24 protein-coding genes are annotated in these 23,280 nt (G+C 72.5%); 11 read left to right on the forward strand and 13 right to left on the reverse strand.

The features are described 5' to 3' along the window. Nucleotides 1-69 precede the first annotated feature (69 nt). The 5 genes from ABD296_RS19200 to ABD296_RS19220 form a co-directional block, all read right to left on the reverse strand. Nucleotides 70-1,584, reverse strand: coding sequence for a metallophosphoesterase family protein (locus ABD296_RS19200; protein WP_344268517.1), 1,515 nt, complete (start codon nucleotides 1,582-1,584; stop codon nucleotides 70-72). Nucleotides 1,585-1,727: 143 nt separating this feature from the next. Beyond that, nucleotides 1,728-2,126 carry a YccF domain-containing protein gene (locus ABD296_RS19205; protein WP_344268520.1) on the reverse strand — a complete coding sequence of 133 codons (399 nt, stop codon included), beginning with the start codon at nucleotides 2,124-2,126 and terminating at the stop codon, nucleotides 1,728-1,730. Nucleotides 2,127-2,136: 10 nt separating this feature from the next. Continuing rightward, nucleotides 2,137-2,349 (reverse strand): hypothetical protein, encoded by a 213-nt coding sequence (locus ABD296_RS19210; RefSeq protein ID WP_344268523.1) that lies wholly within the window; start codon nucleotides 2,347-2,349, stop codon nucleotides 2,137-2,139. 165 nt (nucleotides 2,350-2,514) lie between these two features. Continuing rightward, nucleotides 2,515-3,423, reverse strand: coding sequence for a diacylglycerol/lipid kinase family protein (locus tag ABD296_RS19215; protein WP_344268526.1), 909 nt, complete (start codon nucleotides 3,421-3,423; stop codon nucleotides 2,515-2,517). Nucleotides 3,424-3,425: 2 nt separating this feature from the next. Continuing rightward, nucleotides 3,426-5,015, reverse strand: a complete 1,590-nt coding sequence (locus ABD296_RS19220; RefSeq protein WP_344268583.1) for an FAD-binding oxidoreductase — start codon at nucleotides 5,013-5,015, stop codon at nucleotides 3,426-3,428. Between the two features lie 93 nt (nucleotides 5,016-5,108). Between ABD296_RS19220 and ABD296_RS19225 the strand changes: the two genes are divergently transcribed. The 4 genes from ABD296_RS19225 to ABD296_RS19240 all read left to right on the forward strand — a co-directional run bounded on the left by ABD296_RS19225 (nucleotide 5,109) and on the right by ABD296_RS19240 (nucleotide 8,812). Beyond that, nucleotides 5,109-5,717: a TetR/AcrR family transcriptional regulator gene (locus tag ABD296_RS19225; RefSeq protein ID WP_344268529.1), complete on the forward strand. Its 609-nt coding sequence runs from the start codon at nucleotides 5,109-5,111 to the stop codon at nucleotides 5,715-5,717. Continuing rightward, complete coding sequence (locus tag ABD296_RS19230; protein ID WP_344268530.1) at nucleotides 5,714-7,264, forward strand: glycerol-3-phosphate dehydrogenase/oxidase; 1,551 nt, start codon at nucleotides 5,714-5,716, stop codon at nucleotides 7,262-7,264. The genes ABD296_RS19225 and ABD296_RS19230 overlap by 4 nt, the downstream gene beginning before the upstream one ends. A gap of 163 nt (nucleotides 7,265-7,427) precedes the next feature. After that, a complete protein-coding gene (locus ABD296_RS19235; protein WP_344268532.1) occupies nucleotides 7,428-8,330 on the forward strand; it encodes a sucrase ferredoxin in 903 nt (300 codons plus the stop codon). Nucleotides 8,331-8,515: 185 nt separating this feature from the next. Next, the gene (locus ABD296_RS19240) at nucleotides 8,516-8,812 is read left to right on the forward strand and encodes a WhiB family transcriptional regulator (protein WP_021600082.1); all 297 of its coding nucleotides are present in this window, start codon (nucleotides 8,516-8,518) and stop codon (nucleotides 8,810-8,812) included. Between the two features lie 216 nt (nucleotides 8,813-9,028). Here ABD296_RS19240 and ABD296_RS19245 read toward each other — a convergent pair whose 3' ends face one another. The 3 genes from ABD296_RS19245 to ABD296_RS19255 all read right to left on the reverse strand — a co-directional run bounded on the left by ABD296_RS19245 (nucleotide 9,029) and on the right by ABD296_RS19255 (nucleotide 11,972). Next, nucleotides 9,029-9,733, reverse strand: a complete 705-nt coding sequence (locus tag ABD296_RS19245; protein ID WP_344268534.1) for a phosphoribosyltransferase — start codon at nucleotides 9,731-9,733, stop codon at nucleotides 9,029-9,031. Between the two features lie 69 nt (nucleotides 9,734-9,802). Continuing rightward, the gene (locus ABD296_RS19250) at nucleotides 9,803-10,825 is read right to left on the reverse strand and encodes a phosphotriesterase family protein (RefSeq protein ID WP_344268537.1); all 1,023 of its coding nucleotides are present in this window, start codon (nucleotides 10,823-10,825) and stop codon (nucleotides 9,803-9,805) included. 55 nt (nucleotides 10,826-10,880) lie between these two features. Beyond that, the gene (locus tag ABD296_RS19255) at nucleotides 10,881-11,972 is read right to left on the reverse strand and encodes a YihY/virulence factor BrkB family protein (protein ID WP_344268540.1); all 1,092 of its coding nucleotides are present in this window, start codon (nucleotides 11,970-11,972) and stop codon (nucleotides 10,881-10,883) included. 967 nt (nucleotides 11,973-12,939) lie between these two features. On the opposite strand from ABD296_RS19255, the gene ABD296_RS19260 reads away from it, so the two are divergent. From ABD296_RS19260 to ABD296_RS19280, 5 genes are all read left to right on the forward strand, one after another. Beyond that, the gene (locus ABD296_RS19260) at nucleotides 12,940-14,607 is read left to right on the forward strand and encodes a nitrite/sulfite reductase (protein ID WP_344268542.1); all 1,668 of its coding nucleotides are present in this window, start codon (nucleotides 12,940-12,942) and stop codon (nucleotides 14,605-14,607) included. Between the two features lie 13 nt (nucleotides 14,608-14,620). After that, nucleotides 14,621-14,782, forward strand: a complete 162-nt coding sequence (locus ABD296_RS19265) for an Insertion element protein (protein WP_344268545.1) — start codon at nucleotides 14,621-14,623, stop codon at nucleotides 14,780-14,782. Next, the gene (locus ABD296_RS19270; RefSeq protein WP_344268548.1) at nucleotides 14,779-15,489 is read left to right on the forward strand and encodes a phosphoadenylyl-sulfate reductase; all 711 of its coding nucleotides are present in this window, start codon (nucleotides 14,779-14,781) and stop codon (nucleotides 15,487-15,489) included. Before ABD296_RS19265 ends, ABD296_RS19270 begins: the two co-directional genes overlap by 4 nt. An 11-nt stretch (nucleotides 15,490-15,500) precedes the next feature. Beyond that, nucleotides 15,501-16,247 carry a sirohydrochlorin chelatase gene (locus ABD296_RS19275; protein ID WP_344268585.1) on the forward strand — a complete coding sequence of 249 codons (747 nt, stop codon included), beginning with the start codon at nucleotides 15,501-15,503 and terminating at the stop codon, nucleotides 16,245-16,247. A gap of 114 nt (nucleotides 16,248-16,361) precedes the next feature. Further along, complete coding sequence (locus tag ABD296_RS19280; RefSeq protein WP_344268551.1) at nucleotides 16,362-16,637, forward strand: hypothetical protein; 276 nt, start codon at nucleotides 16,362-16,364, stop codon at nucleotides 16,635-16,637. 18 nt (nucleotides 16,638-16,655) lie between these two features. On the opposite strand, the gene ABD296_RS19285 is transcribed toward ABD296_RS19280, so the two are convergent. Further along, nucleotides 16,656-17,372 carry a DUF1707 SHOCT-like domain-containing protein gene (locus ABD296_RS19285; RefSeq protein WP_344268554.1) on the reverse strand — a complete coding sequence of 239 codons (717 nt, stop codon included), beginning with the start codon at nucleotides 17,370-17,372 and terminating at the stop codon, nucleotides 16,656-16,658. 191 nt (nucleotides 17,373-17,563) lie between these two features. Between ABD296_RS19285 and ABD296_RS19290 the strand changes: the two genes are divergently transcribed. Further along, nucleotides 17,564-19,189 carry an acyl-CoA dehydrogenase family protein gene (locus ABD296_RS19290; protein ID WP_344268557.1) on the forward strand — a complete coding sequence of 542 codons (1,626 nt, stop codon included), beginning with the start codon at nucleotides 17,564-17,566 and terminating at the stop codon, nucleotides 19,187-19,189. A 515-nt stretch (nucleotides 19,190-19,704) separates the two neighbouring features. Then, on the forward strand, nucleotides 19,705-19,932 hold the full coding sequence (locus tag ABD296_RS19295) for a hypothetical protein (protein WP_344268560.1): 228 nt from the start codon (nucleotides 19,705-19,707) through the stop codon (nucleotides 19,930-19,932). Nucleotides 19,933-20,047: 115 nt separating this feature from the next. On the opposite strand, the gene ABD296_RS19300 is transcribed toward ABD296_RS19295, so the two are convergent. The 4 genes from ABD296_RS19300 to ABD296_RS19315 all read right to left on the reverse strand — a co-directional run bounded on the left by ABD296_RS19300 (nucleotide 20,048) and on the right by ABD296_RS19315 (nucleotide 23,228). Then, nucleotides 20,048-20,428, reverse strand: coding sequence for a hypothetical protein (locus ABD296_RS19300; RefSeq protein WP_344268563.1), 381 nt, complete (start codon nucleotides 20,426-20,428; stop codon nucleotides 20,048-20,050). 173 nt (nucleotides 20,429-20,601) lie between these two features. Further along, the gene (locus tag ABD296_RS19305) at nucleotides 20,602-21,504 is read right to left on the reverse strand and encodes an oligopeptide/dipeptide ABC transporter ATP-binding protein (RefSeq protein WP_344268566.1); all 903 of its coding nucleotides are present in this window, start codon (nucleotides 21,502-21,504) and stop codon (nucleotides 20,602-20,604) included. A 423-nt stretch (nucleotides 21,505-21,927) separates the two neighbouring features. Beyond that, entirely contained in the window at nucleotides 21,928-22,128 is a 201-nt protein-coding gene (locus ABD296_RS19310) for a helix-turn-helix transcriptional regulator (RefSeq protein WP_344268568.1), read from the reverse strand. A gap of 122 nt (nucleotides 22,129-22,250) precedes the next feature. Beyond that, on the reverse strand, nucleotides 22,251-23,228 hold the full coding sequence (locus tag ABD296_RS19315; RefSeq protein WP_344268572.1) for a C40 family peptidase: 978 nt from the start codon (nucleotides 23,226-23,228) through the stop codon (nucleotides 22,251-22,253). Between the last annotated feature and the right edge of the window lie 52 nt (nucleotides 23,229-23,280).

The following is a 23,280-nucleotide window of genomic DNA, read 5'->3' on the forward strand; positions in this document are numbered from 1 at the left end:
ACGACGCATTTTGTCGACATTTCTGGCGAATTCTCCAATCCGCCGCCCGGCCGGCCCGCCACATGCGCCTCAGCGCAACGGGATCGTCACCTCGTCCTCGACCGGCGGCGCGGTCTCGTGGTCGCCGCAGCCGGTCGCCGCGAAGCAGCGGATCCGGATCGCGGACTCGGTCACGTCCAGGCGCAGGAAGCTCTTGAAGAACGGCGGGTTGTCCCAGTCGGCCATTTCCGAGCGGAACCGCTGCGGCATCCGGCGCACCGGCAGCCGCAGGAACCGGGAACGGCGCCGGCCGCCGCGCGGAACGCCCAGAACGAAGGCGACGAAACGGGCACGCCGGGACGGCTGGAGCCCGTTGTAACCGCGTCCCGGCTCGATGCCCACCCGCGACCGGATGACGGCCGTGGCCTCCTCCGGGGTGAGGTCGAACAGCCCCGGCATCCGGAACCAGCGCCCGTACAGCTGGCTGTAGCGCGACAGGGAGTCGCCCCGCAGCGGGTAGCAGCGGAAGTCCTTCTCCTCCACCACGTCGGCGCGCGGGATCGTGTGCGTCGCGTGCATGAACGCCCCACCGCCGCCCGCCACGAGGTACTGGACGACGCGCCCGCTCGCGTCCACCTTCACCGGGTAGCGCTGGTAGTTGTGGATGTCGCCGCCGACCGCGAGCACGTAGTGGTGCGCCGGATCGCGGACGATCTCGTCGACCGTCCCGCCGCCCTCGATGGGCCCGGGGTGGTGCTCGGCGTCCACGTACAGGGGCTTGCCGGTGACCAGCATCTTGGGCTTGGGCCCGGCGGACACCTCGCGCAGCCACTCGCCCTGCTCGCGGTCGATGCCGCCGGTGATGCCGGTGTCGATGCCGATGATGCGCAGCGAGGGCGTGTCGATCGCCCAGTACGGCCCCGGCTGGACAGTCTGCTGGCCGGGGTCGCCCCTGTAGAGCGCGCGGGCCTCCGCCAGCTCGCGCTGGTCGACCTCACCGGAACGGCGCCAGAACAGGCGCGGGATGAACGCGAGCGCTCCCCGCCATTGGGGCGAGCAGTCGCCGTCCAGGCCGCAGAAGACGTGCAGGAAGCCGCGCAGGCCGTCGTACCAGTCGTGGTTGCCGGGTACGGCGTAGATGGGCGCGGGGTAGCCCCGGTAGGGCCGGTAGAACTTCTCGGGGTAGTCGCCCGCGTCACCGGTCGGATAGATGACGTCGCTGGCGACGACCATGAAGTCGGTGCCCGCGGAGGCGTGCAGCAGCGGCGGCACAACGGCGTATTGCGACCGGTCGCCCTCGCCGGTGTCGCCCATGAGGACGAACGAGAATTCCGGTTCCGAGCGGTGGACGGTGAACGCCGCGGGCGTCCCGCGTTCGCGCAGCGCGGCCACGGCCCGGCGGCGGATGGCGTTGGACGGGTCGCCGAACAGCCGCGCGACGACGTCGTTGCGGGACCGCCACAGCACCTTGGGGCGGCGCCAGGAGAAGTCGGGCACGTGCTCGGGCAGCAGGTCCCGGAAGGTGCCCGGCCTGCGGCACGCCCATCCCGCGCCCGCCTCGGACACACGGGAGTTCTCGGGGGCGGCGGCTTGCTCGGCGCACACGGGGGGCCTCCGGCGGGAGTGAGGGGGTGTGCACAGATTGTCCGGAGCGATCTCGGCCGTCAAGCAACCGGCCCGCGTGGCGCCGAGCGTGTCGCGGACCGGTCGGGCCGGACCTATCGGACGGACCGGTCGGGGCGGGCCGGTCAGGCGGCGCCGAAGCCGCGGGGGTCGCCGGACGGCACGATCTCCCGCCCGAGCGGCAGCAGCGAGACCGGGATCAGCTTGAAGTTGGCGATGCCGAACGGGATGCCGATGATCGTGACGCAGAGCGCGATGCCGGTGAACAGGTGCCCGAGGGCGAGCCACCAGCCCGCCACGATCACCCAGACGACGTTGCCGATCGCCGAGCCCGCGCCGGCGTCGGCGCGGCGCGCCACCGTGTACCCGAACGGCCAGAGGGTGTACATCGCGATCCGGAACGAGGCGATGCCGAACGGGATCGTGATGATCAGCACGCAGCAGATGATCCCGGCGATCGCGTACCCGATCGCGAGCCAGAAACCGGACAGCACGAGCCAGATGAGATTGAGGAGGGTGCGCACCCGGCCAAGCCTAGAGGCCGGCCGCCGGCGCGGCGGCGGGAACCGCCGGGCGGCGCGGGACGGGGGCGGTGAGGCTCCGGATCGGGACGGGGCGGGCCGCGCCGAACCGGAACCGGACCGTGGTGGGCGCCGGCGCCACCCCCAGAGACGCCGGCGCCACCACGCGGAGGGCGCCCGTGGCCATCATGAGTCCCCCCAGAACGGCGAGTGATCGCCTTCTCATGATGCCTCCACAGACGGCCCCAAGGTCCCGAAAGCGGGACGTAATTGACGTTATACGGAGGGCCGTAATGGGCGTGTAAACCGCCCCAAACGAAGGTCCAAAAACCGGGGACCATCATGTCCGCGCAGGTCACAAGGCATTTCTTCGGAACGGAAGTGCGGCCGGTCAGGGGGCTAGGACGCGGAGGGCTCCGGGCATCACCTTCGCGGTCACCGGCAGCACGCCGGGCAGTTCCCCGTCCGCGCCGTAGGGCAGCGTCCGGCCGGGCGGCCCGGCCAGCTCGATCCGCACCTCCCGGCCGCGCAGCACCTCCACCTGCGGCCGCCGGACGTGGGTGCCGTCCGCCAGTTCCCGCATCACGGCGAAGAACAGCGTCCGGGGGGCGTGCCGGATGAGCACCACGTCGAGCAGGCCGTCGTCCACGCGGGCGTCCGGCGCGATGTGCTTGCCGAACCCGTAGTAGCCGGAGTTCGCGGCGACGACGGTGTAGCCCTCGCGACGGTGCTCCTCGCCGTCCACGGTCACCCGGTAGTCGGCCGCCCGCCAGGACACGATCGCGCGCAGCGCCCCGACGTAGTAGGCCGCCGACCCGCGCAGCAGCCGGGTCTTGTTGGCGTTGGCGTTGGCGACGGCGTCCACCCCTGCGTAGACGCTGCCGAGGACGGGCGTGCCGTTGGCCTCGATGGCGTCGACCGCGCGCGGCTCCCCCTCCAGCAGCAGCGCGGCGAGCTCCTCGGGGTCGGACGGGACGCCAAGCTGGCGGGCGAAGTCGTTGCCGCGCCCGGCGGGCACGATGCCGAGGACCGCGCCGGTGCCGGCGAGCGCGCCGCCGACGCAGCCGACCATGCCGTCGCCGCCGACGCCGAGGACGATCCGGCCGGCCTCGGCGGCGCCGCGCGCGACGGTGTGCGCGTGCTCCAGGCCGCGGCTGTACTCGACGGCGACCTCCGCCCCGGCCTCGCGCAGCAGCCGGGCGAGCGGGATCAGCGAGGACGCGGACGCCGAACCGCCGGCGGCCGGGTTGACGATCGCGGTGAAGGCGCGCGGCGGCGTCTCGGGCGTCTGGTGCGGCATGGCTACTCCCCGGCGGCCGGCGGGACGAGGACGCCGGGGTTGAGGATCCCGGCCGGGTCGAGCCGCCGCTTGACGGCCCGCAGGATCTCGGTGCCGAGCGGGCCGATCTCCCGGGCGTACCAGTCGCGGTGGTCGGTGCCCACGCCGTGATGATGGCTGATCGTCCCGCCCGCGTCGATGATCGCGTCGGACGCGGCCCGCTTCGCCCTGCCCCAGTGCGCGACGGGGTCCTCGCCCTGCGCGGAGACGACCGTGAAGTAGAGGGACGCGCCCGCCGGGTAGACGTGCGAGATGTGGCACATGACCAGCGGCGGCGTGCCCGCGCCGGACAGCGCGCCGATCAGCGCGCACCGGACGGCCTCGTACAGGTCCGGGATGGCGGACCAGAACGCGGCGGTCTCCAGCGTCTCGGCGAACGCGCCGACGTCGAGCAGCGAGTCGCGCAGGTAGGGGGCGTTGAACCGGCCGCGCGCCCACTTCTCGCCCGGTTCGGCGCCGAGCGGCTCGCCGCCCGCCTCCCGCAGGACGTCGGCGGTCCGGGTGCGGCGTTCGGCGATCTCCTCGGCGGTGCCCTCGTAACCGACCACGGCCAGGCAGCCGGCGGCCGACGAGCCGCCGCCGATCGCCGCCGGATCGGCCAGCCCGATCATGGTCTCGGTCTCGTCGGACAGCCGCAGCACCACGGGCGCCGGCCCGTCCTGGGCGAGGCGGCGCAGCGCGGCGGCGCCGTCGGCGAACGAGGAGAACCGCCAGCCCTCGTACGCCTTCTCCGGCGGGACGGGCTTGATCCGCACCGTCACCGAGGTGATCACGCCGAACGCGCCCTCGGAGCCGAGGACGAGCTGGCGCAGGTCGGGCCCGGCGGCCGACTTCGGCGCCCGGCCGAGGTCGAGCGTGCCCTCGGGGGTGGCGACGGTGAGGCCGACGACCATGTCGTCGAACCGGCCGTACCCGGCGGACGCCTGCCCGCTGGACCGGGCGGCGGCGAACCCGCCGATCGACGCCCACTCGAACGACTGCGGGAAGTGCCCGAGCGTGTAGCCGCGCTCGCCGAGCAGCTCCTCGGCGCGGGGCGCGCGCAGGCCCGGCTGCAGGACGGCCGTCCGGGACACCTCGTCGACGGAGACCAGGGCGTCCATGCGCCGCAGGTCGAGCGCGACGAACGCGTCCACCCCCTCGGGTGCCAGCCCGCCGACCACCGAGGTGCCACCGCCGAACGGGACGACCGCGATCCGCCGGGCCGCGCAGGCCCGCAGCACGGCGAGGACCTCGTCGTGGGAGCCGGGCAGGACGACCGCGTCGGGTGCGTCGGACGCCTCGCCGGCGCGGATGCGCACGAGGTCGGGGGTCGACTTGCCGCGGGTGTGCCGGACGCGCGCCTCGGCGTCGGTGCGGACGTGCTCGGCGCCGACCGCCCCGGCGAGCGCCGCGAGGTCGCCGCCGGTGAGCCGGGGGGCCGCGACCTCGACGTCCGCGAGGGCGACGGGCGCCGCGCCGCCGGTCTTCACTCCGAGCAGGTCGCGCAGCAGCCCGGTCACCGCCTCCGGCAGCGGCGCGGCCCCGGCCGGGTCGCCCCAGCCGCTCCACAGCATGTCGCGCGTCCGCCCCGTCCTGGTCGTCAAGGCGCCTCCCCTTCGGCGGGCCGCTCTCCCGGCACCGCGTTCTCGTGCCTTACACTGTGACACATGACGTCGAATCGTCACAACAGATCGGCGGCCCGGACCGCCGACGACGCCGTGCTGGACGCCGCCCGCGACTGCGTGCTGGCCGTCGGCGTGCGCCGGACCACGCTCACCGACATCGCCCGCCGCGCCGGGGTCTCCCGCATGACGCTGTACCGCCGCTGGCCGGACGTCCGCACGATCGTGGCCGACCTGATGACCCGCGAGTGGACCGCGATCGGCACCGCGATGCAGCCCCCCGACGACGGCCGCCCCGTCCGGCCCCGGCTGGTGGAGGGCCTGGTCAGCGGCGTGCGCACGTTCCGCGACCACCCGCTGCTCCGCAAGATCGTCGAGGTCGACCCGGAGGCGCTGCTGCCCTACCTGCTGGACCGCTGCGGCGCCAGCCAGCAGGCGTTCCTCGAGCTGTTCGAGGAGGCGCTGGCCGCCGGGCACGCCGACGGCACGATCCGGGCCGGCCACCCGCGCCGGCAGGCCCGCGCGCTGCTGCTCGTCGTGCAGTCCTTCGGGCTGTCCGCGCAGATCGTGATCGACGAGACCGACCCCGAGCTCCCCGCCGACGCCTTCGACGCCGAACTCCGGCACATTCTGGACAGGATGCTCGCCCCGTGACCTCCGCCCCCGCTCCGCTCCGCTCGTCCCTCAACGCCGCCCGCCGCGAACGCGAGCTCGCCGCCCTGCCCGGCGAGGTGGTGGACGTCCTGGTCGTCGGGCTCGGCGCGACCGGCGCCGGCGCCGCGCTGGACGCCGCGTCCCGGGGCCTGTCGGTCGCCGCGATCGACGCGCACGACCTGGCGTTCGGCACGTCGAGATGGAGCTCCAAGCTGATCCACGGCGGGCTGCGCTACCTGGCGTCCGGGCAGGTGGACGTGGCGCACGAGAGCGCCGTCGAGCGCGGCGTGCTGATGTGCCGGACGGCGCCGCACCTGGTGCGCGCGCTGCCGTTCGTGCTGCCGCTGACGCCGCTGGTGCCGCGGTCGCAGGCGATGGTGTCGCGGGCGGGGCTGCTGGCCGGGGACGCGCTCCGGCTGGCCGCCCGCACGCCCCGCGCGGTGCTCCCCGGCCCGCGCCGGCTGTCGGCGGTGGAGACGCTGCGGCTCGCGCCCGCGCTGCGCCCCTACGGGCTGCGCGGCGGCCTGCTGTCCTGGGACGGCCAGCTCGCCGACGACGCGCGCCTGGTCACCGCCGTCGCCCGGACCGCCGCCGCGCACGGCGCCCGGATCCTGACCCGCTGCCGCGCGGTCGGGCTGACCGGCGACGGCGCGCTCGTCCGCGACGAGGTCACCGGCCGGGAGATCACCGTCCGGGCCCGAGCGGTGATCAACGCCGCCGGGGTCTGGGCGGGCGGGCTGGTGGACGGGGTGCGGCTGCGGCCGTCCCGGGGCACCCATCTGGTGCTGAGCGCGGAGTCGCTGCGCGGGCTGTCGGCCGGGATGCACGTCCCGATCCCGGGGGCGTCCAGCCGGTTCATGCTCGTGATCCCGCAGGGCGACGGCCGCGTCTACGTGGGGCTCACCGACGAGCCCGCGGACGGCCCGATCCCCGACGTGCCGGAGCCGACGCCCGGCGAGATCGGCTTCCTGCTGGACATCCTGGGCTCGGCGCTGGACGTGCCGGTCCGGCGCTCGGAGGTGCTCGGCGCGTTCGCCGGGCTCCGCCCGCTGCTGGACGGCGGCGAGGGCGCCACCGCCGACCTGTCGCGCCGGCACGCGGTGCTGACCTCGCGGGACGGCGTCGTCACGATCGTCGGCGGCAAGCTGACCACGTACCGGCGGATGGCGCAGGACGCCGTGGACGCCGCGGTCGCGGGCCGCGGCCTGCCCGCGGGCCCGAGCCGCACGGCCTCCCTGCCGCTGGTCGGCGCCGCCCCGCGCGCCCGGCTGGACGCGCTGGACGCGCCGCGCCGCCTCGTCCAGCGCTACGGGACGGAGGCGCCGCTGCTGGCCGCGCTGGCAAAGGACGATCCGGCGCTGTTGGAGCCGGTCGTCCCGGGGCTGCCGGTGCTCGGGGCCGAACTGGCGTGGGGGGCGCTGCACGAGGGCGCCCTGGACGCCGGGGACCTGCTGGACCGGCGCACCCGCATCGGCCTGGTGCCCGCCGACCGCGCCGCCGCCCTGCCCGCGGCCGAGTCCCTGCTCCCCCGCACCGCCCTGCACTGACGTCCCGCGGCGGCGGCTGAGGGCGCGCAGACGCGCCCGAACTGCCCCGATACACCCCTAATTACACTGGAGTCTCGGGGACCCCACTGGTTCGATCGCGATAGCTTAGGTTACCCTTACCTAATCAGCGAAGATCGGGACGACCGGCTCGGGGGGGACACACTTGACGCGCGGGAAGGCCTGCGGGCACTGCCCGGGCAGCCACACCGGCGAGCTGCCGTGCCTGGCGAGCGCCACCGCCAAGGCGCGCGCTTGGCTGCTGATCGAGCACCCGGGCCCGTGGCCCGAGCGGGTGGCCGATCTGACCGCTCCGGCACCGGTGGCCGAGGCGGTGCGGGCCGCGCAGGCGGCCGGCGTGCGGCCGCAGCTCATCCGGCGGCCCGGACGGCGCCGGGCGACCCCGCCGTTCCAGGTCTACGCCGGGTTCTCCCATGGCCGCGAGGCGTGGATCGAGGGGCGGGAGCTGGCCGATCCGCGCGAGCTGGCCGGGCTGGACCTGGCCGCGCTCGCCGCCGGCCGGTCGCCGGGGCTCGGCGAGCGGCTCACCGACCCGGTCCTGCTGGTCTGCACGCACGGGCGGCACAACGCCTGCTGCGCGCGAACGGGCGCGCCGCTGGCCCGATCCCTGGCCGGACGTTTTGACCGTCTTGTCTGGGAAACCACCCATGTTGGCGGTGACCGTTTCGCAGCGAACCTGGTATGTCTTCCACACGGGCTCTACTACGGCGATCTCGGCGAGGGCCAGGCCCTGGCCGCGATCGAGGGGTACCTGCGCGGCGAGGTCGTGCTCGACCGGCTGCGCGGGCGCGCCGGGTACCCGGAACCGGCGCAGGCCGCGGAGCATTTCGTCCGCGCGCACACTGGCAACCTCGAACTGGACACCGTGACCGTGGAGTCGGTCACAGGGACATCCCGCTACGAAGCGCTCGTCACCGTCCAGGAGAGCCGTTACCGGGTCATCCTGGAGGCCGTCGAGCAGGCCGCGTGCGGTCCGGGGTGCGCGGAGAACCTGAGAACCTACGCTGTTACGGAACTCACCCTTCTCAACGAGGCGGCCCTCGTGTAATCTCTCGGAGGCCCCATTCGAGGGTCTCCCTGTCGCACGACCCCAGGTTTCCGGAGTAACCGGGCGGGGAACAGAGCGGCAACTCCAGACGTTGGAACATTCGGCGCTTCTGACTCATGTCACCCGAAGCACGTCGATGCGTCCACGTCCCGAAATTGTTCGAAACCAATCAAGGTGGGTGTTCCATGGCTCAGGTACGTCGGCAGGCAAACCTCCCTCGTCCCAGCTGGGGCTGGCAGGACGCCGCGGCGTGCCGGGGGGAAGACCTCGTGCTCTTCTTCGGCCCCGACGGCGAGCGCCAGCCCGAGCGTGAGATTCGCGAGCGCAAGGCCAAGCAGATCTGCATGGGCTGCCCGGTCCGTACGGAATGCCTGGACTACGCGGTGTCCCGGCCCGAGAAGTACGGCACGTGGGGCGGTCTGAACGAGGACGAGCGCGCCTCCGAGCGCCGCCGTCGCATGCGTCGCGCCAACGCAGCCTGACCGCCGCACGGCACGCCACAAGCTCCCAGCGCGCACCCCGGCACGCCACCGGTAAAACGATTCGGCCCCGCCCAGCGGGGCCGTTTGCGTCCGCCCCGGGCCCGGCCTTCGACGGCCGGGCCCGGGGCGTTCGTCACATGTGCATCACATCTGTGTTGCGACGCCCCCGAATTGCCCGGTCGCTTTTACCGCACCGGACGCGTCCGCGTGGCTTTTTCACCGAAAATGGCCGCGCCCATTCCCGGCCCGCTCCAGCCATCCGGTCACGTCGCGGTCCGTGAGCTGATCGAAGTCGCGGTACCACTGGCCGACCGCGCGGAAGTCCCAGGGCGCGGCGGGCACCACCAGGTCGTCCACCTCGCCCGCCAGCGACCGCACGGTCTCCTCGGCACCGACCGGCACCGCCAGCACCAGCCGGGACGGCCCGCGCACGCGCAGGGCCCGCATGGCGGCGAGCGCGGTGCCGCCGGTGGCCAGGCCGTCGTCCACGACCACCACCGCGCGCCCGGCGACGTCCGGCAGGCTCCGGCCGCCGCGGTAGGCCGCCACGCGCCGGTCGAGCTCGGTGCGCTCGGCGCGCACCGTGGCGGCCATGTCGTCCTCGGTCAGCCCCAGCCGGTCCAGGAGCCCGCGGTCGAACACCGGCTCGCCGCCCTCGGCGATCGCGCCCACGCCGAGCTCCGGCTGCGGCGGGAACCCGATCTTCCGGGTCACCAGCACGTCCAGCGGGGACTCCAGGCGCCGCGCGATCTCATAGCCGACCGGGACGCCGCCCCTCGGCAGCGCGAGCACCACGGCGCCGTTCAGCCCCATCGGCGCGAGCCGCTCGGCGAGCACCCGGCCCGCCTCGGCGCGGTCGGCGTAGGGCAGCGCGACGGCCTCGTCCGGCGCGGCCGGCTGCTTCGTCCTGTTCCAAGACATTCGGCGCACCCCCTCCCGGGGTCGCGGAAGAACTCCCTGGGGGCCCTACCCGCCGGTGCGCACCGGGATTCAGCCCGCGGTGAGCCAGCGCAGCGGGTTGGCCCTCAGGACCATGTCGAGGGTCTCCTCGTCGGCGCCGGCCGCCCGCAGCGCGGGCAGGAAGGTGCCGAACAGGTAGCCGTAGCCCGCGCCGCCGTACCGGACGACCTGCTCCATCCGCGAGACGCCGGTGCTCAGCAGCACCCGCTCGGCGTGCCCGGCCTCCAGCAGGTCCATCACGGCGCGCACCCGGGCGCCGATCGCCGCGTGGTCCTCCCCCGCCAGCCCGAGCGTGCCGAAGGACACGTAGGCGCCGGTCTCGGCGATCTTGCGGTGCTGGCCGGGGTCGTCCACCCGGTCCTGCTGGCCGACCGCGACCCGGTCCGGGGCGAGCCCGGCGGCGGTGAGGATCTCCAGCTGGGCCACCCCGGCGCGGCCGTAGGTCGCCACCGACAGGCCCGAGTAGCGGGCGGCGCGGGCGGCGGCCCGCAGGCACAGCTCCTCGGCCTCGGTGGGCGCCTCACCCCAGGTGCCGATCTCGCCGATCACGCCGGGCAGCGCGTTGGTGCCGTCCAGGCCGAAGCCGATCTCGGCGAGCAGCCGCTCGGCGAGCCGGTCGACGCCGGACTGCCCTTCGAGCTCCTGCCGAGGGGTCGTCCCCCCGGGATTAACCTGGCCCGCGCCGGCCGCCAGGGCCTCGCGGACGAACGCCGGGTGGAACGGCTCGGTGAACACGCCGGTCCCGGCGACCACGGCGACCCGGGAGCCGGCGCTGATGCGGGTCAACGCGGCGGCGTTGCGTCCCATGCCCGAGCAGGTCAGGTCGACCACGAGGCCGAGCCCGTGCTCCTTGCGCAGCGCGTTCAGCTCCCGCTGGACGCCCTTCTCCTCGTCCAGCCAGCGCGCCGGGTCCGAGTCGACCTGCTGGGGACGGGCGGGCCAGCGCAGGTCCATCTGCAGGTGCTCGTGGGAGAGCACCGGGCCGGTGATGTCGGACGTCGCGATCGTGCCGGTCACGGTCCGGAGCCGGCCGGTGTCCTCTCGGGGGGTCATGGGAAGCGAGGCTACGACATGTTTGGCCTTTTCAGAGCCGTAATCGTGGCAGTTTTTACCATTCGTCCCGGGCGTCGGCGGACGTCGCGCCCGGGCCGTCCCGCTCGCCGTCCCCGTCCTCCGCGTCCTCCTCGGGGTGGGCGCGCGCCTCCTGGACGGCGCGGGCCCGCGCGGTGCCGGCGCTGGGCCACAGCCGGTCGATCTCGGCGTTCAGCGTCGCGCCGATCAGCACCGCGAGCGCCGCCACGTACAGCCAGGCCAGCACCGCGATCGCGGCGGCCAGCGAGCCGTACACCGACACCCCGCTCAGCGACCCGCTCAGGTAGATCCGCAGGAACAGGCTGCCGACGACCCAGATCACCAGCGCCAGCAGCGCGCCGGGCACCTCGCGCCACCAGGCCGTCCGCACCGGGACGCTCATGTGGTAGAGCAGCGCCAGCGACAGCACCGACAGGCCCACCAGGACGGGCCAGTACAGCACCTGGACGAGCGTGGCGCTCTCCGGCACCGCCTGCCGCGCCAGCGTGGGCCCGGCGACCAGCAGCGGGACGATGACCAGCCCCGCGACCAGCGCGAGGACGTAGAGGATGAACGCGCGCGTGCGGGTGCGGATGACGCCGCGGATGCCCGACAGCCCGTAGGCGATCGTGATCGTGTCGATGCAGACGTTGACCGCCCGCGAGCCCGCCCACAGCGACAGCACGAAGCTGATCGACACGATGTCGGGGCTGCCCCCCTTGATCACGTCGTCCAGCAGCGGGACGACGACCGTCTGCACCGCGTTGGGGGTCAGCACGGTCTGGGCGTGCTCGATGACCCGGTTGCGGATGTCCTCGACGGTCTCCTTGCTGATCACGCCCTGGAAGTGGCCCATGGTGCCGATCAGGCCGAGGGCCAGCGGCGGCAGCGACAGCAGCGCGAAGAACGCGATCTCGGCGGCGAGCCCGGTCACCCGGTACCGGAACGCCCCGACGACCGTCCCCCGGACCAGCCGCCAGCCGACCGGGCCGCCGGACCGCGCCAGCACGCCCAGCGCGGCGCAGAACGCCCTGAAGACGCGGTAGGCGGCCGCGCGGACCCGCGCGGCCGCGGCACGGACGCGCGCGGCCGAGCCCGCGGCGAGGCGCGCGGCGTGGTCAGGACGCACGAGACCGGTATGCCCAAGATCGGGAGCCGCATGGTTCCCGGCGGCATGGTTCCCGGCCGCACGGCCGGAGGCCACGCGCTCCGCGCGAGCGTGTTCGAGGGGTGCCTCTTCGGAAGGTGCGGGCTTCGAGGGCGCGGGCACCGAAGGGGCACCGGCGGAGGGCGCGCGGTCGCGGCGGGCGGCGCCGTCCGCGCCGCCGGAGTCCCTGGCCGGGGAGTCGCCGGCGGCGTCCGAGACGGTGGTCACAGCGCCCCACCGTAAGGTGTGGGCCGCCCGGAAGATTCCGCATCGCCCATTTCCGTGATCCGCTCCGCGCGTCGCGCGCCGGTCCCCTCCGCCGCTCGCTCCGCGGTCCGGCCGCCCGCGGGTGCGGGCTCCGGGCCGCCTGCCGATCCCCCGCTCATACCCGGTTCGACGGCGCCGACGGCCTTCCAGCCCATGATCGTTATGCTGGTGCGCGAGCATCGATGCGCATCGGTGACAATGGAGGGGTGATATGCCGGTCCTGCCGCGAACGCCACCACGGGGAGTGCCGTGGCGGGTCGTGGTGCGACTGCCAGCACAAGGCCGCGTCCGCGACGCCGTCGAAGTCGTCGGAGCCGTCCGGGCCCGCCCCCGGGAGCCGCTCGCCGGACGGGCGGGACGCGACGCCGGGCACGGAACCTCGGGTGAACTGGAAGCGGCAGGGATGACACTTCTCACTCGCCCACATTCCGGACGTCACTGGACAGCCCGCGAGAAGCCGTGTCAGAGTTTGAACATGACTGCTGCGGACCCGTTGCTGGCCAAGCGCCGGCACGTCGACTTCCTCCGCGTCCGCAGCGCGATCTGTCGCTGACGCCCCAGACCACGCCCCCTTGCTCAGCCGGGCGCGTGGTGCATCGGCGTCACCTTTGACTCCATCCTGCTCAGCGTCGAGCCGGCTGCCTCAGAGCGCCGCTGCGCTACGCGTCCCTCACGACCACAGATGAGGACGCGCGCCGTGCCACCCGCGATCAAGCGCAAGAAGGGCGAGGGCCAGTGGGCCCTCGGCTACCGGGAACCGCTCAACAAGAACGAGGAGAACAAGAAGAACGACGACGGGCTCAACGTCCGCCGCCGGATCATCGACGTCTACTCCAAGACCGGTTTCGACTCCATCGACCCGGCCGACCTGCGCGGCCGGTTCCGGTGGATGGGGCTGTACACCCAGCGCAAGCCGGGCATCGACGGCGGCAAGACGGGCGCCCTCGAGGACGAGGAGCTCGAGGACAAGTACTTCATGATGCGGGTGCGCATCGACGGCGGCCAGCTCAGCGGGCCGCAGCTGCGCACCATCGCCGACATCTCCACCCGGTACGCGCGCGGCACCGCCGACCTCACCGACCGGCAGAACGTCCAGCTGCACTGGGTGCGGATCGAGGACGTCCCGGCGATCTGGGAGGCGCTGGAGGGGGTCGGGCTGCACACGATGGAGGCGTGCGGGGACGTCCCGCGCACCATCCTCGGCTGCCCGCTGGCCGGGATCGCCGCCGACGAGGTCATCGACGCGACCCGCGACCTGCGCGTGATCCACGACCGCTACATCGGCTCGCCGGAGTTCTCCAACCTGCCGCGCAAGTACAAGACGGCGCTGTCGGGCTGCACCTCGCACTGCACCGTCCACGAGATCAACGACATCGCGTTCGTCGGCGTCGTGAACGAGGCGGGCGAGACCGGCTACCAGCTGTTCGTCGGCGGCGGGCTGTCCACCAACCCGATGTTCGCGCAGAGCCTCGGGGTGTTCGTGAAGCCGGAGCAGACCAGCGAGGTCTGGCACGGCGTCACCTCGATCTTCCGCGACTACGGCTACCGGCGGCTGCGCAGCCGCGCCCGGCTGAAGTTCCTGATGAAGGACTGGGGCGCGGAGAAGTTCCGCGAGGTGCTGGAGAAGGAGTACCTCGGGTACGCGCTTCCGGACGGCCCCGAGCCGGCCGCGCCGCTGAGCCGGCGCGACCACGTCGGGATCCACCCGCAGAAGGACGGCCGGTTCTACGTCGGGTTCGCGCCGCGGGTGGGCCGCGTGAACGGCGAGATGCTCGGCGCCATCGGCGAGCTGGCCGACCGGTACGGCTCGGGCCGCGTCCGCACGACCATCGAGCAGAAGATGGTCATCCTGGACGTCCCGGAGGAGAACACCGAGGCGCTCGCCGAGGAGCTGGCCAAGCACGACCTGCAGGTCCGGCCGTCCACGTTCCGGCGGCAGACGATGGCCTGCACCGGCATCGAGTACTGCAAGCTCGCGATCGTCGAGACCAAGCAGCGCGCGATGGACCTGATGGACGAGCTGGAGAAGCGCCTGCCGGACTTCGACCAGCCGCTGACGATCAACGTCAACGGCTGCCCGAACGCCTGCGCCCGCATCCAGGTCGCCGACATCGGGCTGAAGGGCCAGCTCGTCGTGGACGAGAACGGCGACCAGGTGGAGGGCTTCCAGATCCACATCGGCGGCCAGCTCGGCGCCTCGTTCGGCAAGAAGGTCCGCGGCCTGAAGACCACGTCGGCCGGGCTGACCGACTACGTCGAGCGGGTCGTCCGCAGGTTCGACGAGCAGCGCGCCGACGGCGAGACGTTCGCCGCCTGGGCGCAGCGCGCCGACGAAGCCGACCTCAAGTAACGGGCAGGCCGGAATGAGCGAACGTGCCGCGCCGTTCTACTGCCCGTACTGCGGCGAAGAGAAGCTCGAGCCACTCGAGGGACATGGGGCGTGGTTCTGCCCGGACTGCGCCCGCTCCTTCCAGCTGAAGTTCCTGGGTGTCGGAGCCGCCCACGAGACCAAGGAGTCCCGGTGACCCTGCTGGAGACCGACAGACCGACGCTCGACCTCGAGGACATCGTCGAATCGGCCGCCGAGGCGTTGGAGGGCGCGCCCACCCTGGAGGTCATCCGGTGGGCCGTCGCCACCTTCGGCGACCGCATCTGCCTCACCTCGTCCATGTCCGACGCCGCGCTGATCCACCTGGTGTCGAAGGTGAAGCCGGGCATCGACGTGCTGTTCGTCGACACCGGCTACCACTTCGCCGAGACGATCGGCACCCGCGACGCGGTCGAGGCCGTGTACCCGGTGAACGTCATCAACGTGACGCCGTCCCGCACCGTCGAGGAGCAGGAGGCCGCGCTCGGCCCCCGCCTCAACGGCCGCAACCCCGACCTGTGCTGCCACCTGCGCAAGGTGGAGCCGCTCGGCCGGGCGCTGGAGGGCTACATGGCCTGGTTCAGCGGGATCCGCCGGGACGAGACCGCCAGCCGCCGCAACCGCCGCGTCGTCGAGTGGGACCGCAAGCGGGGCATGGTCAAGGTGAACCCGATCCTCGACTGGTCCCAGGAGGAGATGGACAACTACATCGAGGACAACGGGGTCATCATCAACCCGCTGCACTACGACGACTACCCCTCGATCGGCTGCGAGCCGTGCACCCGTCCCGTCGCCCCCGGCGAGGACCCGCGCAGCGGCCGCTGGGCCGGCCTGGGCAAGACCGAGTGCGGCATCCACCTGTGAGCGCCGTCCCGATGGTCGCGGTGGCGCACGGGAGCAGGGACCCCCGTGCCGCCGCGACCGTCACCGGGCTGCTGGCGGCCGTCCGGGCGCTGCGCCCCGGCCTGCCCGTCCAGGCCTCGTTCCTCGACCACGCGCCGCCCGCCCCCGACCGGGCGCTGGACGCGCTGGCCGGGGACGGCGCGGACGAGGCGGTCGTGCTGCCGCTGCTGCTGACGGCCGCCTACCACAGCAAGACCGACCTTCCGGGCGTGCTGAACCGGGTGCGGGCGCGGTGGCCCCGGCTGGCGCTGCGGACCGCCGCGACGCTGGGCCCGCATCCGCTGCTGACCGGCGCGCTGGAGCGCCGCCTGGCGGAGGCGGGCGTGGAGCCGGGCGACCCCGGCACCGCCGTGGTGCTGGTCGCGGCCGGGTCGTCGGACCCCTCCGCCAACGCCACCATCTGGCGGCTGGCGCGCGAATGGCGCTCGCGCGGGTGGCGCGGCGTCGTTCCGGCGTTCGCGTCGGCGTCCCGCCCGACGCCCGCCGAGGCGGTCGCGGCGCTGCGCGACGCGGGCGCGCCCCGCGTGGCGGTGGCGTCCTACTTCCTGGCGCCCGGCTACTTCGCGGACAAGGTGCGCGCCGAGACGCTGGACGCGGGCGCTTCGGCGGTCGCGCCGGTGCTCGGCGCGGCGCCCGAGGTCGCCGAGCTGGTCGTCCGCCGCTACGACGAGGCGCTGGCCGCCCGCTCGGCCGAAGGCCGGACCGCCACCGCCGTCTGAGCCGCGACCACCGGACATTCGACGGCCCCGGCGCGCGCAGGCCGACCTTCGACGCCTGACCCGGACGGCGGTCTTCCACGTTCGGCGCGTCCGGCTCGGGGTATGCGGCCCCGCATGGACGAGTGTGAGGATGCAGGACACGAGCCCGAGACGACGCACGACCGCGGCTTCGCGCCGGTGAACCAGGGGTCGGACACGCGGGGCCGCACGGTTCCCGGCACCCCCGTCCCGGCGAGCGTGCCGGGAGAGGAGCCTGCGGAGCGGGACGCCCGCCAGGAGGACGAGGTCAGCGGCACCGGCACGCCCGGCGTGCGCACCGGCCATCCCGACGCGCTACCCCCGGACGAGGAGGGCGTCCGCGAGGCGGAGCGCACGGACGAGTCCCGCTGAGCCGATCCCGGCCGGCGGTCAGGAGTGCCGGTGGCGCCACCAGGACGCGACGGCCCCCCGGATCGGGGCGTGGTGCTCGTCGTCCACGATCTTCACGTCGCCCATGAAGGCGTTCGCGGTGACCCGGACGACGGGCATGCGCTCGCCCGGGCAGGGCTCGCGCACCTGCACGCGGCGGTCGCCGAGGAAGGCGTGGCCCATCAGCTCGACGGCCACCCCGTCCGGAACGATGATCTTCACGTCGCCCATCACGGCGGTGGCCGCGATGTGCACCTCGCCGGTGGGGACCTGCGCGCCGCGCAGGTCGAGCTCGACGTCGCCCATCACCGACACCGCCTCCAGCGGGCCGTCGATGCGGCCGACGATGCGCTCCTTACAGTCCCCCATGACGGCGCTGAACCGCCGCTTGACCTGCAACGGCGCCGGGTTGGCACCGGGCGCGCCCATGCCGGGCAGGTCGGCGGTGATCCGCTCGAGGTCGGTGCGGGTGACGGCCGCGTAGGCCGCCTCCGTGCGCTCGGTCAGCTCCTCGAAGGTCAGCCGCCCCTCCACCGAGGCCACCCGCAGCCGCTCGACCACGGTCTCGCGCTCGGCGTCGGAGGCCCGGACCGCGCCGGGAACGGCGGTGGTCCCGGAGGGATCGGCGCCGGGCCGCGCGGGGTGCAGGTCCTGCCGCCGCTGCCGCGGGGGGCTCGGGCACGACGGCCGCCCCTGCTGCGGACTGGACTGACTCATGGTCTCGAAGTTATGCCCCCGGGCCGCACGGACAATCCGCCGCGCGGACGAGATCGTCCCACCCCTTCAGGAGGATGCCCCGCCCGGCCCCGACAGGGCATGATCAATCTTTCAACTACCCGAACCCGGTTCGGTATGCTGCGTCCGGGGGCGTCCCCCGACCCGTCCCTCCGCAGCACAGGAGCAGCGCAGTGACCCACGAGGTGTTCAACCAGGTCCCCCCGCTCGCCGGACACGATCTGGCCGACGATCCCGCCCTCCTGGACGGGCTGGAGCGCGAGGGCGCCGGCTGGGCCGCGGCGGAGGTCCACGAGCTGGGCCGCCTGGCCGGCACCGAGCGCGCCCAGGAATGGGGACGCCTCGCCAACGAGAACCCGCCCGTCCTGCGCACCCACGACCGCTACGGGCACCGCATCGACGAGGTCGAGTTCCACCCGGCGTGGCACGAGCTGATGACCGTCGCGGTGACGCACGGCCTGCACGGCGCCCCCTGGGCCGACCCCCGTGAAGGCGCGCACGTCGCGCGCGCCGCCAAGTTCTACACCTGGCGCGTGGACGCCGGGCACGGCTGCCCGATCTCCATGACGTACGCCGCCGTCCCCGCCCTGCGCCAGTCCCCCGAGCTGGCCGCGCAGTACGAGCCGCTGCTCGCCAGGCCCGAGTACGACTTCGGGCTGCGCGCACCGCTCACCAAGAACGCGCTGCTCGCCGGCATGTCGATGACCGAGAAGCAGGGCGGCTCCGACGTCCGCGCCAACACCACCCAGGCCGAGCCCCAGCCGGACGGGACGTACCGGCTCGTCGGCCACAAGTGGTTCACCAGCGCCCCGATGTGCGACCTGTTCCTCACCCTCGCCCAGGCGCCGGACGGCCTGACCTGCTTCCTCGTCCCCCGCGTCCTCCCCGACGGCACGCTCAACCCGCTGCGGCTGATGCGCCTGAAGGACAAGCTCGGCAACAAGTCCAACGCCTCGTCCGAGGTCGAGTACGAGAACGCGGTCGCCTATCGGGTCGGCGACGAGGGACGCGGCGTCCGCACCATCATCGAGATGGTCAACATGACCCGGCTCGACTGCGTGATCGGCGCTGCGGCGGGCATGCGCCAGGGCGTCACGACCGCCGTGCACCACGCCGCGCACCGCAAGGCGTTCGGCGAGTACCTCATCGACCAGCCGCTGATGCGCAACGTCCTGGCCGACCTCGCGATCGAGTCGGAGGCGGCGACCGTCCTGATGACGCGGCTCGCCGGCGCCACGGACCGCTCGGTGCGCGGCGACGCGTCCGAGGCCGCGTTCAAGCGGCTCGGCCTCGCGGTCGGCAAGTACTGGGTCTGCAAGCGCTGGCCGGCGCACGCCGCCGAGTCCCTCGAATGCCTGGGCGGCAACGGCTACGTCGAGGAGTCCGGCATGCCGCGCCTCTTCCGCGAGTCCCCCCTGAACTCCATCTGGGAGGGCTCAGGCAACGTGGCGGCGCTCGATCTCCTGCGTGCCATCCTACGGGAGCCGCAGACACTCGAGGCGTTCTTCAACGAAGTCGATCTTGCCCGGGGCGCCGAGCCGCGCCTCGACGCAGCCGTCAAGGGCGCCAAAGACACCTTCGCCGACACCGCTACGATCGAGTTCCGAGCCCGCCGCGTCGCCGAGCGACTCGCGCTCGTCCTGCAGGCATCGCTGCTGGTCAGGCACGGTCACCCGGCCGTAGCCGACGCCTTCTGCACCACCCGCCTCGGCGCCGACTGGGGCTCCGCCTTCGGCACCCTCCCGCCCGGCTTGGACCTCGCCCCGATCATCGATCGCGCCACCCCGAAACTCGGCTGAGCGCGCACTCAGAATCATCGTCCAGAGCCCGCAGAGACGCCGCATCGACCTGGCCGCGACCACCCCAAGCAAGATCATCCGCTAGCGTACCGGTTAGTAACCATTCTCCACGCCGCACCTATGGCCTTACGGCAAGCCCGCCCCACCCGATGCCGATTACGCCCGGCCGCCCTCCCCGCGTCCTTCTGCGTCCGCCCATTCAACAACAAGGCCCGTCCGGTCCGCCAATATGTCCCGTACACCATCCATGTGCCTTTACAATGTAGATTTCTTGAGATCATCCATCTCAGCGAGCCATTCGCGCTCCACATCCTTCCGACAGCGACCTCCACTGACGAGAGAGGGAGCGTCAGCCTTCCAAACTGGCTACGCGAGTTCGATTCCCGTCGCCCGCTCCACCGTTTCCGTCGTGAGCTGGTAGCCAGGCCACACCGCCCCACGCCGGGAAGGGATGAAAGCCGCACCACACGGGCAATATCTTGAACGACCAGGTACCAACCACCCGGGGGCACACCGTGAGCTTCGAGATCAAGGTCAATGATGTGTCCGAGGTCCTGCTGCAGGACGGCTGGCACAGCGTCGCGTCTGGGTCGTTCGAGGTCGATCGAGTCACGTTCGGCGGGGCCTCAGGCGCTGATGGGCAGCAGCGCGAGCAGTGGTTCCGGTTCGAGGAGTCCTCGTCGGAGATCATGACCGCAGGGCCCATGAGTTCCGTGTTGGCCGTTCGTTACGACACCGACTGAGTATCTCGCCGTACGACCAGCAGCACGCGGCGCAGGCAGACGCCATCACGAAGTCCATGGGGATTACCCCCGGCCTACTGCCGCCCCATCGCCAGCGCGTGAGCGCCTGGGATGTTCAGTTCTCCAGACCCGTCATCGTCACCAGGTCCCACGTCTCGTCCTGCTCCCCACGCGCGCGGACGCTGCAGGTGAAGGAGTTTCGGATCGGCACACCGAACGAGTTCTCCGAGTCCACGCTCCCCGCGACGCTCCACGTCCCCGTCTCCGCGCTGACCTTCGCGGCATGCTCCCCGGAGAACTCCGCCGTCGCCGGCGCCTTCAGCCCGTCCTTCACGAACTTCTCGCACGCATAGACCGCGTCATCGCCGTGGTTCGAGGAGGACCCAGACCTCTTCGCCAAGAATCCCCAGACTCCAAACACCACGGCCAGCACCAGGAACGCCAGGCAACCGATCCGGCAGCCCTTCGGCAGGGGGCGGCTCGGTTCGTCGGTCACGGCTGTTCATCCGTTCTCATGCCGCACACCTTGACAGCGGCGGCCGGTCGGGTGGTGAGCGTGGCCGCATCCAGCCACGTCAGCGCCGCTCGGCGCAGGACGCGACGCTAACCACGTCAGCCTGAGAAAGTCGCCGGCGTTCTTCGCCGAGCGGGAGTGGAATGCACCGGCTCCTACGGAGCCGCACTGGCCCGCCACCTGCACGCCGAAGGGCTTGAGGTGGTCAGGTCAACCAGCCGGACAAAGCCCACCCGCTGCTTCTCGCCGCCCGACAGCTGCCCCGGCTGCCGCTGCGCGGTGTGCTGCGGCAGACGTACGAGGTCGAGCAACCGCGCGACCTCGTCGGCGGGCTCCTTCTTGCCGAGACCTCGCAGCAACCGTGCGGGGCGGCCAATGGCGCTGCCGATGGTCTGTCGCGGGTTGAGCGCGTCGGCTGGATTCTGGAAGACGATCTGGATCCGTCGCCGGTCCTCGCGAGTGCGTCGACGCACATCGGCCGGCAGTTGCCTCTCCCCGAGGACCACGTTCCCCCCGCCAATGGGATGAAGCCCGGCTATCGTCCGCGCGATGGTCGTCTTGCCGCTGCCGGACTCGCCGACCAGAGCGACACACTCACCGCGCCGGATCTGGAGGCTCACGTCCTCCGCGGCGACGACGACCTCGCTACAGCTGCGGTGCTCGGCCCGCAGATTGCGGATGTCCAGGATGATCCCCTCGGACCGAGTGCGTCCGGGGGCAGTGCGGGAGCCTTCTTCGACCGACTGCAATGGTCCGACATCGGAAGTGCGGATGCATCGAACCCGATGTCCCCGGTCGTCGAGGGCGACGGGTTCCGGGTTGGCAGTTGTGCACGCCGCGACGCCCAGCCTGCATCGTGGGGCAAACGCGCACCCTGAGGGGCGGTCGCCGACGCCGGGCATGGCGGCGAGCGCGCCATGCTTCAAGTGGTCGGGAATCGAGCGAATGAGACCACGGGTGTACGGGTGTTTGGGGCCGCTGAGCACCTGCCGCGCCGGTCCTTCTTCGACGATGCCCCCGGCGTACATCACGGCGATCCGGTCGGCGATCCGGGCCACGACCGCGAGGTCTAGGGCAATAGGTACGCCTGTCACCCGGGACGATGTCGGTCTTCCCCAGCTGGATCGGGCCCAACTCTCGCGACATTGCGGACGGTCACCCCTATCCCCTTGCGGGTCAACCACACGATGCGCCGAGGTCAGACGCCCGTCGGCACGCAACTGCCGCCACCAGGCCGCCGTGGCCGCACGGCTGGCTCCTTACTCTACGTAATCAAATTGGTCATGGACCGGGGGTGGATGCGGAACATGTGCTGATAGATACGTTAAGGAAGTATTGACCATTGTGGCGGGAGTCACTTAGCGTGCACCACCACCTGGATTCCGGACCGCCCGCCGACCGACCGCTCCGTCCGGCGACTGCGTTGGCGCGGCCGGAAGCAGCCCAGGGTGGCCTTCAGGGGCAGCGAATGCCCTTAGGAGCTAATCCGCATCGAGTAGGGCTCGGAGCGCTGCGGTGGGGACTCGGTAACAGGTGCCGATGCGAATGATCTTGCACGGGAAGTCGCCGTGCTTGGCGAGGTGGTAGGCGTAAGTGCGGGAGAGACCGAGCGCGCGGGCGGCCGTGGTGATGTCGATGACGGTCGGCAGCTCGGCGAGATCGGCGTATTTCATGGTCTGCATTTAACGCAGCCTCCGTGGTCTTGGCTCGGGTCTTCAGGCAAGGGATGGGTTAGATGCGGGAGTGAGCTGCGTTGAGATGGGCATAGCGGAACGGCTCGTTGAGCGTGGGCATGGACCTCCGGTCAGGTCTCGGGGTGTGCCGTTGGACGGGTGGCGCCGATGTATTGACGTTCGCGGTAGGGGTTGCCGGTGAATTGGGAGATGCGGACGATGTCGCCGGTCTGTGGGGCGTGGATCATCTGGCCGTGGCCGTAGTAGAGGCCGACGTGGTGGATGGTCGTTGGGTTGCGGGTGTCGGTGGCGAAGAACAGCAGGTCGCCGGGGCGTAGCTGGGTACGGGGGACGTGGGGACCGGCGTTGTATTGGGCGGCTGCGATGCGTGGGAGTTGGATGCCGGCCTTGGCCCAGGCGTATTGGGTGAGGCCGGAGCAGTCGAAGCCTTTGGTGCCGGCGCCTTGGGCGATGCCGTAGCTGGGGCCTGCTGGGCCGCCGCCGCCCCAGGAGTAGGGGGTGCCGAGCCAGTGCAGCGCGGCACGCACCGCGATGGCGCCGCGTCCGCTGGCGGCGGGTGCGGGGGTGGCGTAGGCGGCGGCTTGATCAAGGACCTTGTGGACGTACCAGTCGGCGTGGTTGTAGTGCCAGATCGCTTGGTAGAGGTGCCGTCCGCCTTGGCCGGCGTGGTTGGCGCACAGGTAGTGCGCGGCGCCGTAGATGGCGTCGGCGGGGTTGTAGCGGTCGGTGTGTCCGTCGTGGTCGCCGTCGACGCCGTAGGCGGCCCAGGTGCCGGCGAGGAACTGCATGGGCCCGCCGGCGCCGGCGCTGTTTTCGCCGGTGTCGATGCCGGGTGCGGTGGAGCGGCCGTGGTCGGATTCGATCTTGCCGATCGCGGCGAGGATGTTCCAGCCAAGGCCGGGGCAGGTTTGGGCGGCGTCGAGGTACCAGCGCAGGTATGCGGGTGGGATGTCAGTGCGAGCGAGCTGGGTAGACGCCCCTGCTGCTGAGCCGGCGCCGATGGCCGGATCCTGTTGTCCGCCCAGGAGCAGCACGAGAGAGAGCGGGAGCGCGATCAGAGCGACGCAGGCGGTGGCGGCGGCCTTCACCGGGTGGGCCGCCGCGTGCTTGGGTGGCTAGGAGGTGCTGGTGTCGGTGGGG

Source organism: Actinomadura napierensis (assembly GCF_039529375.1).
In the GTDB taxonomy this organism is placed as follows: domain Bacteria; phylum Actinomycetota; class Actinomycetes; order Streptosporangiales; family Streptosporangiaceae; genus Spirillospora; species Spirillospora napierensis.